This is a genomic window from Noviherbaspirillum galbum, assembly GCF_010974945.1.
GTDB classification, from domain to species: domain Bacteria; phylum Pseudomonadota; class Gammaproteobacteria; order Burkholderiales; family Burkholderiaceae_D; genus Noviherbaspirillum; species Noviherbaspirillum galbum.
Genome location: NZ_JAAIVB010000055.1, coordinates 49,987 through 66,519, shown reverse-complemented (window position 1 = coordinate 66,519; position 16,533 = coordinate 49,987). Strand labels below are relative to the sequence as shown.

General features: G+C 62.5%; 20 protein-coding genes. 2 read left to right on the top strand and 18 right to left on the bottom strand.

The genetic code is table 11. The annotated features are described in order from the left end of the window. Window positions 1-45 precede the first annotated feature (45 nt). The 14 genes from G3574_RS16895 to G3574_RS16830 form a co-directional block, all read right to left on the bottom strand. Window positions 46-333 carry a glutaredoxin family protein gene (locus G3574_RS16895; RefSeq protein WP_163965604.1) on the bottom strand — a complete coding sequence of 96 codons (288 nt, stop codon included), beginning with the start codon at window positions 331-333 and terminating at the stop codon, window positions 46-48. A 139-nt stretch (window positions 334-472) separates the two neighbouring features. Beyond that, window positions 473-1,915, bottom strand: a complete 1,443-nt coding sequence (locus G3574_RS16890; protein WP_235953486.1) for a DegQ family serine endoprotease — start codon at window positions 1,913-1,915, stop codon at window positions 473-475. Window positions 1,916-2,031: 116 nt separating this feature from the next. Further along, window positions 2,032-3,036, bottom strand: a complete 1,005-nt coding sequence (locus G3574_RS16885; protein WP_163965602.1) for a MucB/RseB C-terminal domain-containing protein — start codon at window positions 3,034-3,036, stop codon at window positions 2,032-2,034. Window positions 3,037-3,041: 5 nt separating this feature from the next. After that, complete coding sequence (locus G3574_RS16880) at window positions 3,042-3,671, bottom strand: sigma-E factor negative regulatory protein (RefSeq protein WP_163965599.1); 630 nt, start codon at window positions 3,669-3,671, stop codon at window positions 3,042-3,044. A 69-nt stretch (window positions 3,672-3,740) separates the two neighbouring features. Then, entirely contained in the window at window positions 3,741-4,343 is a 603-nt protein-coding gene (gene rpoE / locus G3574_RS16875) for an RNA polymerase sigma factor RpoE (RefSeq protein WP_163965596.1), read from the bottom strand. 86 nt (window positions 4,344-4,429) lie between these two features. Beyond that, window positions 4,430-4,936, bottom strand: coding sequence for a protein YgfX (locus tag G3574_RS16870; RefSeq protein WP_163965593.1), 507 nt, complete (start codon window positions 4,934-4,936; stop codon window positions 4,430-4,432). 65 nt (window positions 4,937-5,001) lie between these two features. After that, window positions 5,002-6,249, bottom strand: coding sequence for a beta-ketoacyl-ACP synthase II (gene fabF, locus G3574_RS16865; protein WP_163965590.1), 1,248 nt, complete (start codon window positions 6,247-6,249; stop codon window positions 5,002-5,004). 29 nt (window positions 6,250-6,278) lie between these two features. Beyond that, the gene (gene acpP / locus G3574_RS16860) at window positions 6,279-6,518 is read right to left on the bottom strand and encodes an acyl carrier protein (protein ID WP_040041346.1); all 240 of its coding nucleotides are present in this window, start codon (window positions 6,516-6,518) and stop codon (window positions 6,279-6,281) included. Window positions 6,519-6,637: 119 nt separating this feature from the next. Beyond that, on the bottom strand, window positions 6,638-7,384 hold the full coding sequence (gene fabG / locus G3574_RS16855; protein ID WP_328804800.1) for a 3-oxoacyl-ACP reductase FabG: 747 nt from the start codon (window positions 7,382-7,384) through the stop codon (window positions 6,638-6,640). Then, entirely contained in the window at window positions 7,381-8,313 is a 933-nt protein-coding gene (gene fabD, locus G3574_RS16850; RefSeq protein ID WP_163965586.1) for an ACP S-malonyltransferase, read from the bottom strand. The genes fabG and fabD overlap by 4 nt, the downstream gene beginning before the upstream one ends. A gap of 21 nt (window positions 8,314-8,334) precedes the next feature. Then, window positions 8,335-9,321: a beta-ketoacyl-ACP synthase III gene (locus G3574_RS16845; RefSeq protein WP_163965583.1), complete on the bottom strand. Its 987-nt coding sequence runs from the start codon at window positions 9,319-9,321 to the stop codon at window positions 8,335-8,337. Further along, window positions 9,318-10,421 carry a phosphate acyltransferase PlsX gene (plsX, locus tag G3574_RS16840; protein ID WP_163965580.1) on the bottom strand — a complete coding sequence of 368 codons (1,104 nt, stop codon included), beginning with the start codon at window positions 10,419-10,421 and terminating at the stop codon, window positions 9,318-9,320. The genes G3574_RS16845 and plsX overlap by 4 nt, the downstream gene beginning before the upstream one ends. Window positions 10,422-10,684: 263 nt before the next feature. Then, entirely contained in the window at window positions 10,685-10,867 is a 183-nt protein-coding gene (gene rpmF, locus G3574_RS16835) for a 50S ribosomal protein L32 (protein ID WP_163965578.1), read from the bottom strand. Between the two features lie 119 nt (window positions 10,868-10,986). Further along, window positions 10,987-11,487: a YceD family protein gene (locus G3574_RS16830; RefSeq protein WP_205609825.1), complete on the bottom strand. Its 501-nt coding sequence runs from the start codon at window positions 11,485-11,487 to the stop codon at window positions 10,987-10,989. Window positions 11,488-11,592: 105 nt separating this feature from the next. Between G3574_RS16830 and G3574_RS16825 the strand changes: the two genes are divergently transcribed. After that, complete coding sequence (locus G3574_RS16825; protein WP_163965918.1) at window positions 11,593-12,207, top strand: Maf-like protein; 615 nt, start codon at window positions 11,593-11,595, stop codon at window positions 12,205-12,207. Window positions 12,208-12,232: 25 nt separating this feature from the next. Further along, window positions 12,233-12,982, top strand: coding sequence for an SAM-dependent methyltransferase (locus tag G3574_RS16820; RefSeq protein ID WP_163965577.1), 750 nt, complete (start codon window positions 12,233-12,235; stop codon window positions 12,980-12,982). A gap of 338 nt (window positions 12,983-13,320) precedes the next feature. Here G3574_RS16820 and G3574_RS16815 read toward each other — a convergent pair whose 3' ends face one another. The 4 genes from G3574_RS16815 to G3574_RS16800 form a co-directional block, all read right to left on the bottom strand. Beyond that, window positions 13,321-14,325: a S49 family peptidase gene (locus G3574_RS16815; protein WP_163965575.1), complete on the bottom strand. Its 1,005-nt coding sequence runs from the start codon at window positions 14,323-14,325 to the stop codon at window positions 13,321-13,323. Between the two features lie 50 nt (window positions 14,326-14,375). After that, on the bottom strand, window positions 14,376-14,771 hold the full coding sequence (locus G3574_RS16810) for a Rieske (2Fe-2S) protein (RefSeq protein WP_163965573.1): 396 nt from the start codon (window positions 14,769-14,771) through the stop codon (window positions 14,376-14,378). Window positions 14,772-14,775: 4 nt separating this feature from the next. Next, entirely contained in the window at window positions 14,776-15,435 is a 660-nt protein-coding gene (locus G3574_RS16805; RefSeq protein WP_163965572.1) for an HAD-IIIA family hydrolase, read from the bottom strand. 63 nt (window positions 15,436-15,498) lie between these two features. After that, window positions 15,499-16,515, bottom strand: coding sequence for an RluA family pseudouridine synthase (locus G3574_RS16800; protein WP_163965554.1), 1,017 nt, complete (start codon window positions 16,513-16,515; stop codon window positions 15,499-15,501). Between the last annotated feature and the right edge of the window lie 18 nt (window positions 16,516-16,533).

Sequence of the window (16,533 nt, the reverse complement as noted above, 5' to 3'; positions counted from 1 at the left end):
GGCGGCACTCCAAGCGGTTTCTGCGGTACGCCGTCCGGCATGCCCTCAGCTGGCGGCCAGGAAGGCGCGCACCCTGGCCTCGTCGAGGAAGTAATTGCAGAGCTGGATGGCACCCGCTTCTCCCTTGCGGCCGAACAGCACCGGCACAAGTTCATCGAACTGCGCGACCAGGGATTCATCGCTGTCGACGTCGATCACCTCGACCGTGAAGGGGTATTCGCCGCTGAGCGACTGCAGGGCTTCGAGCAGGTCGTCGCACAGGTGGCAGTACGAGCGCGAGTAGAGCGTGAAATGGGTGACAGCGGCTGCTTCCGGGGCAGTGATGATGGTCATGGTGTGATCCGCAGGGTGATCCGTCGGGCTCTCACAGTATAGGCTGGCAAGACGCGCAGGAAAACTGCCGGGAAACGGCGCATGCGGAAAGCATGCGCTGCGTCATCCCGGCGGAGTCCGGTCGAGGCACGATTGCCGCTCAATTGCCGTTGGGGCGGATGAGGACGAACTGCGACGCCTCGCCGCGGCGGACCAGCACGACCACGTTCTTCTTGGGTTCGATCTTGCCGACAAGCATGGCAAAGGTCTTGGCATCCTTCACGTCATTGTTGTTGAGGCGAAGGATGATGTCGCCGGGACGCAGGCCCGCCCTGGCAGCAGCGCCATCGACGGAATCCACCGACACGCCGCCGTCGACGCGCAGATCCCGCTTCTGCGCTTCTGTCAGGTCGCTCACCGCGAGGCCGAGGCTGTTCGCCGGCTGCTCGGCCTTGGGCTTCTTCTCGGTCTTCTTGGCAACCTTTTCCGGTTCAAGCTCGGCGATCGTGAGCGTCACGTCGCGTGCGGCGCCCTTGCGCCAGACGCTCAGGGTCGCGCGGGTGCCCGGCTTGGTGGCGCCTACCATGCGCGGCAGGTCGCTCGACTTCTCGATGTTCGCGCCGTTGAACTTGAGAATGATGTCGCCCGCCTCGAGCCCGCCCTTTTCCGCCGGGCCGCCCTGCTCCACCCGCTGCACCAGCGCTCCCTGCGCCCGCGCCATGCCGAGCGATTCGGCGACTTCCTTGGTCACCTCGCCGATCTGCACGCCGATCCGGCCGCGCGTGACGTGGCCGGTCGTGCGGAGCTGGTCGGCGACACGGACCGCCTCGTCGATCGGGACGGCGAAGGAGATGCCCATGTAGCCGCCCGAGCGGCTGTAGATCTGGGAATTGATGCCGATGACTTCGCCGCGCATGTTGATCAGCGGACCGCCCGAGTTGCCGGGATTGACAGCGACGTCGGTCTGGATGAGGGGCAAGTACTCCCCGGTATCGCGGGCCTTGGCCGAGATGATGCCGGCGGTGACGGTATTCTCGAGTCCGAAGGGCGAGCCGATCGCGATGACCCATTCGCCCACGCGCAGCTTGTTCGGATCACCGATCGCGAGGCGCGGCAGGTTATTGCCGTCGATCCTCACCACGGCGACGTCGGTGCGCTTGTCGACGCCGATGATCTTCGCCTTGAATTCACGCTTGTCTGTCAGGGTGACGTAGACCTCGTCGGCGCCATCGACCACGTGCGCATTGGTCAGCACGAAGCCGTCGGCGGAGATGATGAATCCGGAGCCCACGCCGCGCGGGACTTCTTCTTCCTGCTGCTGGGGATTGGAACGGCGGCCGCGCGGGCTGCGGTCGGGTTGCTGCTGGCGGGGAACGGGCACGCCGAAGAAACGTCGGAAGAACTCCTGCATCTCTTCGTCTTCCGCACCGCCGGGGAGGCCATTCTGGCCCGGCTTGACGCGCTCCGTGGTGCGGATGTTCACGACCGCCGGTCCTGTCTTTTCCGCGAGATCGGCAAAGTCGGGAAGTCCGGCGACGCCATTGGCGGCCTGGGCATAGGCTGCAGTCTGCATGCCGATCGGGGAAACCAGACCGCCGAGCATGGCGATCAGGGCCGCCATCACTAGGCTTCGGGATTGCTTGATTGCTTTCATGGGATCCTTTTTCTTCTCAGGACGCCCGGCTTGCCGCTGGATCCAGCGCGTGCCGGTCGTCCTCGCTATCTAGACTTGAACTCAATCGAATTGGCGATTTGGCGAATTGCCGAAAATGGCACTTCTCCTACGATGGTAAGCCAAAAATCGCCGTGTCGCTTGCCGAGGATATTCATCGCACCCTGCTGCATGGTGCCTTCCGTCCGGCTTTGCGCGCCTGGCTCAGCGAATACCGATATTGCTGCTAGGCCATCGGAGAAAACGATCTGGTTGACTTCCCGTTGACCGCCGTGGCCATCGTTTGCCGCGCCATCGGCGACCATTCGCTTGACTTCGCGGACCTTGTGGAATCCGGGCGGCAAGTCCTTGACGTTCCAGCCGCTGGGCGCGGCCAGCGCGAGGTTGGCAGGCTCGGTGCGCCAGCCGGCGGTATTGGTGACGCTGGGCCGGACATTGCTCCGGTCGACATTGCCGATGCCTACCTGGGTGAACGCGATCTGCTCGATCACTTCCATGCGGTCGTTCAGGGTCTGGGACCGCAGCAGCAGGCCGGTGGCCTTGTCGGCCCATAGCTTGTAGCCGTAGCGCAGGTTGTCCTTCGGTTCGAGTACGATGGCCTGGCAGTCGTGGCCCGCGACGCGACCGCTTTCGCCCTTGCTGACCTGGTAGTGCCGCAGCAAGTCGCCGGCGTCGCCGTTCAGGATGGCGGGAAACAGGTCCTGGGTCGCCTTCTTCTCGACCTGGAGCGTACGCGACTCCGGCATGTAGCAGACGACTTCATCGTTGTTGCGCACGTACTCGCGCGGCTTGCCGTCGAGGATCTCGAGCTTCTCGAGTTCATTGCGGCCATCCACGACGTGCGTGATGCGCGACGTCCGGATCTGGTTTCCCTGCTGGTAAACGAAAGTGCCGGAGTAATTCAGCTTCTGCGCGGCGGACTGGATCTTTTTGAGCCACTGCTGGGCGTCGCGTTTCTCCGCCGGGACTTCTCCCGTCTGAGCGAACGCGGAAACCGCCAATGCGACCGAGATGCCAACGACGAACCGAAGCAACAGGTGTGTTCGCCCCATAAAAATCATTTAGCCAGTTCGGGGGCAACGGCTGCGGGTCGGGCGTATTGCGCAGAGTTGACGAGGGAGGGCGAGAGACGTTGATGCGCAAGCAGGTAGTCTTCGATACGCGGGTCGCGCAGCACCGTACCGCCGGATGCGGAAGCGGCGATCACGCCAGCCTGCTCTTCGCCAGCGGCAGGCTTGACGGTCTGGACGGCCAGGGGGGCGTCGGCATTCGCGGACTTGCCGGAATGCATGGCCACCATGAGCTGGGGAGTCGCGACGAAGGCAATGGATGCCGTCACGGCGGCAGCGATGGCTCCGGGCAGCGCCCAGCGGCGTACTCCGGAGCGCTTCTGCATCTCTGCTTGCGCGGCCGGCTGCGGAGAAAGTTGTGCGGCCTGCATGGCGGCCGGAGCGATGAGCACGGGTTCCGCCTCGAGACGGGCAGCCATGCGCTCGGCGAAGCCTTTGCTGAGCGGCATGTCCATGTCGTCGGAACGCAACACATCGCCGATGTGATGGTAAAGATCCCAATCCGCTTTTCGATCGCCCTGGCGCAAGGCGGCGAGCGCAACGTCGAGTTGCGCATCGCTGCACTCGCCATCGGCAAGTGCAGATAGTTGTTCGCGGCTGATGTCGATGGTGTTCATAAAACCTCTGCGGGTCGCGCCATTCCCTGATTTTCTTGGTAAAAACCCTGCCTTTTTGCCGGTTCTGCGCTACCAGCGCTTGTCGATGGCAGTCCCGAGCAAGGGCCGCAGTTTTTCGGCGATGGCTTCCCGCGCCCGGAAAATCCTGCTGCGGACCGTTCCGATCGGGCAACCCATTGCCTCTGCGATTTCATCGTAGCTCAAGCCTTCGATTTCGCGCAACGTGATTGCAATTCGCAATTCGTCGGGCAGTGCATCCATGGCAATGTTTACCGTCTCTGCAATCTGCTTTGTAGCAAGCATGGACTCTGGCGTATTGATATCCCGCAGATGCTCTCCGTCATCGAATGTTTCCGCCTCCTCGGCGTCTGCTTCGGTTGATGTTGGCGCACGCCTTCCTTGCGTGACGAGGTAGTTTTTCGCCGTGTTGATGCCGATTCGGTACAGCCACGTGTAGAAGGCAGAGTCGCCGCGGAATTGCGGCAACGCGCGGTAGGCCTTGATGAAAGCTTCCTGCACCACGTCTTCTGCTTCCGCTTGATCACGTACAAGCCTCGACACCAGGCGCATGAGTTTTCGCTGGTATTTCGATACCAGCAGCTCGAATGCCTTTTTGTCGCCGTGCTGCACACGTTCGACAAGCAGCTGGTCAATGTCGCGTTCTGTCGTCAATCCCCGTTCCCTTGTTTCGTTGCAACATACGCGGCTAGAGTGCTTGACTCATGGAAATGTAATAAGTTCAATGCATTGAACATATTTCAGAGGTAACTCGATTCCTGCGAATCGCTTTGCCACGCCAGCCATCGCACGGCGACGGCCAACGCCCTGAAACTCTCCCGCGATACGCTATCAGGCAAGATTGGAACCACCCTGACGGCATGGTCTTCCGCACGCAGGCGAAGCAACAGCATGCAAGGCCAGATGGTCGATCCAGGCATGAGTTGCATCACTTGCATATCCTTTCCTACATGCGGCCAATCCGAATCGCTGCAAGTCCTTTTTTCCCTTTGCTCGGAGAGGCGTATCTGCCCTGCTCCAGCGATATCAAGTTGTAAGATTTTTCGAATTCGGACGCCATGATAAAACCCAAAAAATGCGAGGAAAAGAGCGCCAAATCCCGTCAGTACGCGCGGCGTCAAACCGAGAGTGCCGATACGGCCGGCCAGAATGGCCAAACCGATGGAGGCGACCATGATGGCGACGGCAGAGACGAGCGCGGTCAGGATGCGCGAAGGACGGATGATCGTCGACACCGCAATCGTCATGACGCGCCGGGGGGAAGAAGTGAGGAAGGGATGGACGGCCCCGGGAAATCCCGGGGCGTCAGGGGTCAGACCTTGCTGAAGATGAGCGTGCCGTTGGTGCCGCCAAAGCCGAAGGAGTTCTTCACAGCGACGTTGATGGTCATGTTGCGCGCTGCATTTGCGCAGTAGTCGAGGTCGCAGTCCGGATCCTGGTTGAAGATGTTGATCGTCGGCGGTGACAGCTGATGATGCACCGCGAGGACCGTGAACACCGATTCCAGGCCGCCTGCGCCGCCAAGGAGGTGGCCGGTCATGGACTTCGTGGAGTTGACCACGACCTTGCTGGCGCGGTCGCCCAGGGCGCGTTTGATAGCAACCGTTTCCGCCACGTCGCCCAGCGGCGTGGATGTGCCATGGGCGTTGACGTAGTCGACTTCGTCGGCATTGATGCCGGCGTTCTTCATGGCGGCGATCATGCAGCGGCGTGCGCCGTCGCCATCCTCGAGAGGAGCCGTCATGTGATGGGCGTCTGCGCTCATGCCGAAGCCAATTACCTCGGCATAGATCTTCGCGCCGCGGGCCTTGGCGTGCTCGTACTCTTCGAGGACCATGACACCCGCGCCCTCACCGAGCACGAAGCCGTCCCGGTCCTTGTCCCAGGGACGGGAAGCGGTGGCGGGATCGTCGTTACGCGAGGAAAGCGCGCGCGCCGCGGCAAAGCCGCCGATGCCCAACGGAGACACCGTAGATTCGGCACCGCCGGCGATCATGACATCCGCATCGCCGTATTCGATCATGCGCGCAGCCGCACCAATGCAGTGCAGGCCCGTCGTGCAAGCGGTGACGATCGCCAGGTTGGGCCCCTTCAATCCATACTTGATGGAGAGATGCCCGGAGATCATGTTGATGATCGACGCCGGCACGAAGAAGGGACTGATGCGACGCGGTCCGCGGTTGGTCAGCTCGGCATGGGTTTCTTCGATCATCGGCAGGCCGCCGATGCCGGAACCGACCAGCACGCCGATCCGCTCGGCGTTTTCTTCGGTGACAGTCAGGCCAGAGTCCTGGAATGCCTGCATTCCCGCGGCCATGCCGTAGTGAATGAAGGTGTCCATGTGGCGGGCTTCCTTACCGGGGATGTAATCCTCGATGTTGAAGCCTTTGACTTCGCCGGCGAAACGCGTTGAGAAAGGCGTTGCGTCGAATTTTGTGATGGTCGCAATGCCCGATTTGCCTTCGGTCAGTGCCGCCCACGAATCGGCAACATGATTGCCGACCGGGGAAACGCATCCGAGACCAGTCACTACGACGCGACGTTCACGAGAGCGGCTCAAGCGGTTCTCCTGATTCTACGAAAACAATATTAGGCCTTGACGTGGGCCTTGGCGTAGTCGATCGCCTGTTGCACCGTCGTGATCTTCTCAGCCTGCTCGTCCGGAATTTCCATCTCGAATTCGTCTTCGAGGGCCATCACCAGTTCAACGGTGTCGAGCGAATCAGCACCCAGATCGTCGACGAAGGACGATTCGTTTTTGATGTCTGCTTCGGCGACGCCCAGTTGTTCGGCGACGATCTTCTTAACGCGTTGTTCGATATCGGACATGTTTTTCCTCCAGTGGATTGCAGAAAGTGCGCGCATTTTAGCAGGTTTGCGCAGTGAAAATTCACTTTTGGCTTTTGTTCCTAACGGTGGTGAAACAAATGCCAAAAGACCGTAACTTCTCAGGCCATGTACATGCCGCCGTTCACGTGCAGCGTGGTGCCGGTGATGTAGCCGGCTTGCGGGGAAGCAAGGAAAGCGACCGCCGCGGCGATGTCTTCGGGCTGGCCGAAACGCCCGAGCGGAATCTGCTGCATGAGGGCGGCGGTTTGCTGCTCGCCGAGCTCTCGCGTCATATCGGTGTCGATGAAGCCGGGCGCCACGCAATTGACGGTGATGTTGCGGCTGCCGATCTCGCGCGCGAGGGCGCGGCTCATGCCGGCCACGCCGGCCTTCGCGGCCGCATAGTTCATTTGCCCCGGATTGCCCGCCGCGCCGACGACGGAAGTGATGTTGATGATGCGGCCGTGCTTCGCCTTCATCATGCCTCGCAGGACTGCGCGGGACAGCCGGCCGACCGCGGTGAGGTTGGTGGCGATGACATCGTCCCACTCCTCGTCCTTCATGCGCATCGCGAGCTGGTCCTTGGTGATGCCCGCGTTGTTCACGAGAATGGAGAGGCTGCCGAACTCCTTTTGCACGAGGTCGATGACCTCGCCGCATTGCGCGGGATTCGTGACATTGAGCACCACGCCCTTGCCGCAATCGGGCGCGACGGCAGCGAGGTATTCGGTGATGGCGGCGGCTCCGGCCTCGGTCGTTGCGGTGCCGACGACCTTCGCGCCCTGGCGCGCGAGTTCCTGTGCGATGGCGCGTCCGATGCCACGCGATGCGCCTGTGACGAGCGCGACTTGATTGTTCAGATTCACTTGAGGAGCTCCAGTACCTTGTCGAGGGAAGCCTGGTCGAAGATGGCTTCGCCGATCAGGTCGCCATGAATGCGCTTGGTCAGTCCGGCAAGCACCTTGCCGGGACCGCATTCGACCACGTGCGACACGCCCTCGCCCGCCATCCTCTGGATGGTCTCGACCCAGCGGACCGGGCTCGCGGCCTGGCGCACCAGCGCGTCCTTGATGGCATCGACGTCTTTCGCGATTGCAACATCGACGTTGTTGATGAGCGGAATGGAGGGCAGCGCAAACGCAAGCGGATCCATGTAATCGCGCAGTCGATCCGACGCCGGCTTGAGCAGGGAGGAGTGAAATGGCGCCGAGACCGGCAGCGGCAGCGCGCGCTTGGCGCCCTTCGCCTTGGCCGCCTCGCAGGCGCGCTCGACGGCTGCCTTGTGTCCTGCGATCACGACCTGGGCGGGTGCGTTGAAGTTGACCGCTTCGACCACCTCGCCCTGCGCCGATTCCGCACAGGCCGCGCGCACGTCATCATCCGAGAGGCCGAGGATGGCCGCCATGCCGCCCTGCCCCACGGGCACGGCTTCCTGCATCGCCTTCGCGCGGAAACGGACCAGCGGCACGGCATCCTTGAAGGGAATGACGCCGGCGGCGACCAGCGCGGAGTATTCGCCGAGGCTGTGGCCGGCAACCAGCGACGGCGCCTTGCCGCCGGCGGCGATCCAGGCGCGGTAGAAGGCGACGGCCGCGGTCAGCATCACGGGTTGCGTGTTGGTGGTGAGATCGAGTTCTTCCTTGGGACCTTCGGCGATCAGCTTGCCGAGATCGAACTGCAGGGCGTCGGACGCTTCTTCCAGGGTCTGGCTGACGACGGCATTGCCGGCAAAGCCGTTCAGCATGCCGACGGCCTGCGAACCCTGGCCGGGAAATACAAATGCAAATGTGGTCATGTTGTTGTCGAGTTTGCTGAGTTACACACGGACCAGGGCAGCGCCCCAGGTGAAGCCGCCGCCAACGCCTTCCATGAGCACGTTGTGGCCGGGCCGGATGCGTCCGTCCCTGACGGCGGCATCGAGGGCCAGCGGAATGGATGCGGCCGACGTGTTGCCATGTTCGTGGACCGTCACCACCATCTTTTCCATCGGCAGCCCGAGCTTCTTCGCGGTGCCCTGCATGATGCGGATGTTGGCCTGGTGCGGCACCAGCCAGTCGAGCTGGCCAGCCGCCATGCCCGCGGCGTCGAGCGTTTCGTGGGCGACCTTGTCGAGCACGGTGACGGCCAGCTTGAAGACGGCCTGGCCATCCATGTAGAGGAAGGCGCTGCCGTCGATGGCACCGCCCTTCGTGCCTCCCGGAACGCAGAGGATGTCGGCATGGCTGCCGTCGGCATGCATGCGGGTGGCGAGCACGCCGGGCTCTTGCGAGGCGCCGAGAACCACCGCGCCGGCGCCATCGCCGAACAGAACGCAGGTCGTCCGGTCGGTGAAATCGAGGATGCGCGAGAAGACTTCGGAGCCGATCACGAGCGCCTTCTTGTGCGCGCCCGACTTGATGAAGCTGTCGGCGACCGACAAGGCATACACGAAGCCGCTGCAGACGGCCTGGACGTCGAAGGCTGCGCAGTGATTGGTGATGCCAAGCTTGCGCTGGACGATGCAAGCGGTGCTGGGGAAGCCACCGAGGTGGTCGGGCGTGGAGGTTGCCAAGATGATGAGATCGATGTCGTCCGGCGTGATGCCGGCCGCTTCGATCGCACGCTTCGCCGCCTGCACCGCGAGGTCGCTGCACTTCACGTCGGGCTCGGCATAGTAGCGCGCCGAAATGCCGCTGCGCGAGACGATCCATTCGTCGGAGGTCTCGATGCCTTTTTCCGCGAGTTGCGCAGCGAGCTCCTGATTGCCGACCCGCCGTGGCGGCAGGTAGCTTCCCGTCCCTATGAGTTTGCTGTACAGAGTCATGCCGTCTTTTCTTGATTGATGTCGTTGATGCCCGGTGTGGCGCCCGGCCCCGCACTCGCCTGCGCCGCGGCATCCGAGGCGGGCATGAGTTCCGAGATGGCGGTGGAGATCTGGCTCAGCGCATCATGCCGGGCCGCCTCGAACGCGCGCCGGATGGCCCATCCGAAGCCATAGGCGTCTTCGCCGCCATGGCTCTTGAACACGAGGCCGCGCAACCCGAGCAGGCTTGCGCCGTTGTAGCGCGAGGGATTCATGCGCTGGGAAATCGCCTTGATGGCGCCCTGGGCGATGAATGCGCCCAGTAGGTTGACCGGCCCGTTCTTGAGTTCGGTCTTGAGCACGTTTTTCAGGAAGCGGCCGAGGCCTTCCGACGCCTTGAGCACCACGTTGCCGACGAAGCCGTCGCACACCACGATGTCGGTCGTTCCTTCGAAGATGTCGTTGCCCTCGACATTGCCGTAGAAATTCAGCACGCCCTTGGCGTGATCGGCCCGCAGCAGCACGGCGGTCTGCTTCACGACATCGTTCCCCTTGATGTCTTCCTCGCCGATATTGAGCAGGCCAACGGTCGGCTTGGGCTTCCCTTCCAGGGCCGAGACCAGGGCAGACCCCATCAGCGCGAACTGGTGCAGGTGGTGCGGCTCGCAATCGACGTTGGCGCCGAGGTCGAGCATGTAGGTCGGGCAATCTTTCTGGTTGGGAATGAGGGTACAGATGGCGGGACGGTCAACGCCGGGCATGGTCTTGAGCACGTACCGCGAGACGGCCATGAGCGCGCCGGTGTTTCCCGCCGAGACGCACGCCTGCGCCTTGCCTTCCTTGACCAGGGAAATCGCGACGCGCATCGAAGAATCCTTCTTGCGACGCAGGGCGACCTCGACGGGGTCGTCCATGGCGATGACTTCGGTGGCGGGAACGATGGAAATCCGGGGATGGCCGGATGGGAGATGCTTGTGCAGCTCCGCCTTCAGCGCATCTTCCAGGCCGACCAGGATGAGTTCGGCATCCGGTTCATCCTTGACGAAAGCGATGGCGGCGGGAATGGTGACTGACGGGCCGTGGTCGCCGCCCATGCAATCGATGGAAATTTTTATGGTCATCGTGTTGACTCAGCGCTCTTGCGGAAGGCTTCAGCCAGCACGCCGAGAAAATCGACTGGACGTTGCGCGGTCCCCTTGCGGTTCCCCGATGCGAGTGTCCCGGATGCATCGGCATGCCAACATGACCGCGGAAGATGGAGCAAATCGAAGGATCGATCGCATTCCACCGTCGACGGTGTCGGCTTCGCGCTTATTCAGCATATGAAAAAACGGCGCCAAGTTAAACTTCAACGCCGCTTTCAGCATGAAACAATGACGGACGATTACTCGTCGTTTTTGGTCTTGAGCACCTTGCGGCCACGGTAGTAGCCATTGGGGCTGATGTGGTGGCGCAGGTGGGTTTCACCGGTGGTCGGCTCCACTGCCAGCGGCGGGGTGCCCAGGTGATCGTGCGAGCGGTGCATACCGCGCTTGGAAGGGGACTTCTTGTTTTGTTGAACGGCCATGATGACTCCTAAACCTTAAGATCCGAAATTTTAACATATCCAGTTTGCCAACTTTTGCAAACCAGGAATTCCTTGCTGCTTCTTCCGGCCGACCCGAAACGGCGGTCAGCCGGCAATGATTACGACTTCTTCAAATCCTTCAGCACCGCGAAGGGCGAGGGTTTTTTCTCTCCTTCCGGCAGCGGCGCGGCAAGCTGGTCGGGACAGGTTTCATGCTTCGGCGCCAAGGGAACCGCCAGCAGGGCATCGTCTTCAACCAGCTCGGCAATGCTGAATTCATGGCTGCCAACGATGACCTCGACGTTCTCGTCGGCCAGCATGGCGTCCATTTCATCCGCACTGCCTTCATCCGGGGCAAGCACCAGGGTTGCGCCGCTGTCGATCGTGGAATCGAACGGCGTCAGGCAGCGCTGGCACATCAACCGCACCGAACCGTCCACCTTCAGGACAAGCTGCGGATGTCCGCGGCTGCTGTATCCGCCCTGAAGCGACCAGTCCACGCTGCCCGCCTGGCCTACCGATTCCTGCGCGAGGCGCGGGAGATCGGCAACCTGTATCTTGCCTGTGCGATGCTCCTTGAGCCGACAAAACTCGAAGGCGTCGATGACTAATGCGTCCATACTCCAAGCCGAACCCGGAAAACCTGCGATAATAACAGGCTTTTCCTTTATTCGTCAAAGCGTTAGCTTCGAATTCTTGAGTGACCAGTCAAACGAATGACAATGATGCCAGACCAGCCAACGCTTCCCCGCCTCGTGCTTGCCTCCAGCTCGAAATACCGCCGCGAACTGCTCGGCCGCCTGCGGCTGCCTTTCGACGTGATCGTGCCTGACATCGATGAAACGCCGGCACCCGGCGAAGCGCCGGAGCAAACCGCCCTGCGCCTGGCGCGGCAAAAGGCGCTGGCAGTGCTCGACCGCGCGCCGGGCGCCCTGGTCATCGGTTCGGACCAGGTTGCCACGCTGGACGGCCGGCAGATCGGCAAGCCGGGCGATCATGCGAACGCGATGCGCCAGCTGCAGATGATGCGCGGCCGGCAGGTGATTTTCCACACCGCGCTCTGCCTTTGCGATGGCCGCGCTCCGCGCGGGCAGGAGAACGTCCAGGCCGCCAACGTACAGACCGTGGTGCGCTTTCGCGACCTGCCGGACGGCGAACTGGATGCCTACCTTCGCCTGGAGCAGCCTTACGACTGCGCCGGCAGCGCGAAGAACGAGGCGCTGGGAATTGCCATGCTCGAGAGCATAGAAAGCAGCGACCCGACCGCCCTCACCGGCTTGCCCCTGATCACGCTGACGTCGATGTTGCGCGTGGCCGGCATGCCTTTCTTCACCCGCTGAATTCCTTCGTCCGACCGAGCCACCCATGCCAGGCACCTTGTACCTGATTCCCAATACCCTGGGCGGCATCAACGCCGACTGCGCGGAGATGCTGACCCAGATCATTCCCGAAGACGTGCAGCGGCTGACGGCGCGGCTGACCTGCTTCATTGCCGAAAACGCCAAGACGACCCGGGCCTTCCTGAAACTAATCGATGCCCGCCATCCGCTGGGAACGCCGATCCAGCAGATCAGCATTGCCGAGCTCAACATCAACACCGAAGCGGCGCAACTGCCCGCCTTGCTCGATCCATTGCGGGCCGGCAAGGATGCCGGACTGATTTCGGAAGCCGGTGTGCCGGCCGTCGCAGATCCAGGGGCGCAACTGGTCCGGCTGGCACACGCGGAAGGTATTCCGGTACGCCCGTTGGTCGGCCCCTCCTCGCTGTTGCTGGCCATCATGGCAAGCGGGCTCAACGGCCAGAGCTTCGCCTTCCATGGCTACCTGCCGACCGATGCGGCACAGCGCGCCAAGCGCATCAAGGCACTGGAAGAACGGTCTCGCGGCGAAAGACAGACCCAGTTGTTCATCGAGACGCCTTACCGCAATGCGGCGATGCTGGAATCCCTGGCGGCGACATGCCATCCGGGCACGGCCATCTGCGTGGCGACCAACCTGACCCTGCCGTCCGAGCAGATCCGCACGCAATCCGCGGCGCAATGGCGCAAGGACCTCGCCGCCGGCAACGTGCCGGATTTCCACAAGAAACCCACGGTATTCCTGCTTCTAGGCTGAAGAGAGCAATTCGAATAACGGCCGCGTAAACGAGCAAAACGGCGGTATTGCGCCGCCGTTTTGCATGCCCATCGGGCAATCAGAGAATGCCGAACATTCGGCACCACGTCCGAGACGCGGTATCTGACATCCGGATCGGCATTTCGCGCGAGCATAATCTTTTTATCATGCAGCGTTCCAGGCCCTCACCGGATGGCTCTAGTATAGAGCGGTGAATGCGGGAATCAAGCCTCGTTTCCCGCACGTCTCCCGGGATGAATACTGGGACGGTACCGTAGTTTCGCCGCGGACACGAATCTGAACGCGCCAGCACCGCCCCGCCAACGCCGGCGCAGGCATCACCGCACGCGCGGGTGCGCGCTGGTGCTCCACGCCGCGCCCATGGCGGCGCTGCCGACCGCGCCGCCGAATTTCTTCAACAGGCGTTCCGGCACGCTTTCGCGCTGGGTGTAGTCGACGATGTCTTCGGCCTTCAGTTCGTCTCGGGCAACGCTGTCGACCGTCCCGAAACCGTCCGCCAGGCCGACGTCGACGGCATGCGCGCCAGTCCAGAACAGGCCGGAAAAGGTTTCCGGGGTTTCCTTGAGGCGCTTGCCGCGTCCCGCACGCACCACCTCGATGAATTGCTGGTGGATTTCGTTGAGCATTTCCTGCGCATAACCCTTCTGCTTCGCCGTCTGGGGGCTGAACGGATCCATGAAGCCCTTGTTCTCGCCCGCCGTCATGAGGCGGCGCTCAACGCCGAGCTTGTCCATCAGGCCGGTGAAGCCGAAGCCTTCCATGAGCACGCCGATCGAGCCGACGATGCTTGCCTTGTTGACATAGATCTTGTCGGCGGCCGCCGCGATGTAATACCCGCCGGAAGCGCAGATTTCGTCCACGACCACGTACAGCGGCTTCTTGGGAAACTGCTGCCGCAGGCGGGCGATTTCATCGTTGATCATGCCGGCCTGCACCGGGCTGCCGCCCGGGCTGTTGATGCGCAGAATGATGCCGACGGAATTTTCATCGGAATAGGCGCGGTTGAGCGCGGGAATGACATTGTCGGCCGAGCCGGAGGTGCCGTTCTCGATGGTGCCGTCGATCTCGATGAGCGCGGTATGGGTGCCGACGTTTTCCGCGTCCTGGTGACTGTAGCCGAAGGCGATGTACAGGCCGACGGCGACGATGCCAAGGGTCAGGAAGCGGAAGAAGATATTCCAGCGGCGGCGTGCCCGCTGTTCGGAGAGCGTGGCGAACGCCAGTTTTTCCAGCACTTCCCGCTCCCATCCCGGGGAGCGCGCATTGCCTGGATTGGACGGGATGCCGCCCGGGCTGTCATTGTAGTTATCCTGGTTATCCATCTTTTTTCGTTATGGTGAAAGGGCAATCTGTTCGGCGACCGGATCGGGCGTCACGGCGGCGGTGCGTCGACGGCCGGTGCCGGCGCCCGCACGACCTCGTCGGGCGTCCAGTAGACTTGGCCGTCCCGCTCGAACACCGTGACCGGCCGCAGCGAGCCGCCGCGGCACGGGCCGCCTGCGCACTTGCCGGATTCCGGCAGGTAGAGCGCGCCATGGGTGGAGCACATCAGGTAGAGGCCGCTCGATTCGAAGAAGTCGCCTTCGTTCCAGTCGAGCTCGATGGGCACGTGCGCGCACCGGTTCAGGTAGGCCACCACCTTGCCGTCGAAGCGGACCGCAAAGCCGGTTCCAGGATGGCCGCCGACCGTGACCGTGAAGCGGACGCCCTTGCCGCCCTCGGCCAGAGCAGCCGAATCGCATATCGGAATGGCTACGTTTTCCTTCATGTCCTCATGCATTCTCGTTGAGCCAGGCGTGCAGTTCCGGCACCGACCGCGCCGAAAAAAGCGGCTTCATGTCGTCAAGGTCTTCGCTCGGATGGGCGCCGTAATGAACGGCGATGCCGGCCGCGCCGGCATTGGCCGCCATCTGCAGATCGTGGGTAGTATCGCCGATCATGACGGTGCGGCCCATGTCCTGGCCGAGTTCGCGGGTAAGCTCCATCAGCATCGCCGGATGCGGCTTGGAAAAGGTTTCGTCCGCGCAGCGTGTGGCATCGAAGACCGACAGCAGCCTGGCGGCATCCAGCGCCCGGTTCAGGCCGACCCGGTTCTTGCCGGTGGCGATGGCCAGGAAATACCCCTGCTGGGAGAGATCGGCAAGCATTTCGCGCACGCCGGCGAACAGCTCGAGTCCCTTGTCCTTGGTCAGGTAGTGGAAGCGGTAACGTTCCACCACGCGCGGATACATGCGCGGATCGAGGCCGGGCAACACCGTTTGCAGCGCTTCCTGCAGGCTGAGGCCGATGACGAAGGAAGCCGAACGCTTGTCCGGGACGGGAAACCCGAGGTCCTTCGCCGCCGCCTGCAGGCAGGTGACGATGGTTGCCGTACTGTCCATCAGCGTACCGTCCCAGTCGAACACGATCAGGTCGAATTTCTTTCTTGGCATGGTGATTATGGGCCGCGGCCGGAGCCGCGCAATATTGAAGTCGAATACCCTCAGTGTAACTCGTCAGCCAGCAATATTTCCGGTTGGCTGCAGGCTGCGCAGAAAGTCTTCGCAATCCTTGGGCAGCGGCGCCTTCAGCGTGACCGGCGAGCCGGTCTCGGGATGCGCGAACGTCAATTGCCAGGCATGCAGGAACATCCGTCGGAAGGCGATGCGGCTGCCTTCCGCCTTCTGCAAGGCCTTGTTGAGGCCGAAATCACCGTACTTGTCATCGCCGACGATCGGAAAACCGGTCGCGGCGAGATGAACCCGGATCTGGTGCGTGCGCCCGGTCTTGAGCTCGGCCTCCAGCAGCGCGTACTCGCCGAAGCGGCGCACCAGGTTGAACACCGTATGCGAAGGCATGCCGTCGGCCTGCACCCGCACCCGGCGCTCGCCGTCGGGGGTGCTGTATTTATGCAGCGGCAGCTTGACGTGCTGGCGGCCGTTCTTCCATTCCCCCTTCACCAGGGCGAAATAGCGCTTGTCGAGCCGCCCCTCGCGGATCTGTTCGTGCAGGTTGGTCAAGGCCGAACGCTTCTTGGCGAGCATGAGGATGCCGGAGGTGTCGCGGTCGAGGCGGTGCACCAGCTCCAGGAATTTCGCCTGGGGACGGGCGGCGCGCAGCTGCTCGATCACGCCGTAGCTGACGCCCGAGCCGCCATGCACGGCCACCCCGGCCGGCTTGTCGATGACCAGCACATGGGCGTCCTCGAGCAGGATGCGGAATTCCGCGGCAGGCGCGGCGGGGCCGGTTTTCTCCGCAACCCTGATGGGCGGCACCCGGACCACGTCGCCTTCCCGCAGCCGGTAGGTCTGGTCGACCCGGCCCTTGTTGACGCGGACCTCGCCCGAGCGCAGCACTCGGTAGATATGGCTCTTGGGAACGCCTTTGCAGATGCGCAAAAGAAAATTGTCGATGCGTTGCTCCGCTTCTTCGGAGGAAATCGTGAGCAGCCTGACCCTGACTTGGACTTCTGCGGCCTGGGGTTCGGCAAAAGAATCGTTGCGACCCTCAGAATCTCTCGCTAAGTCCTTCATTTTGAATATATAATTGTT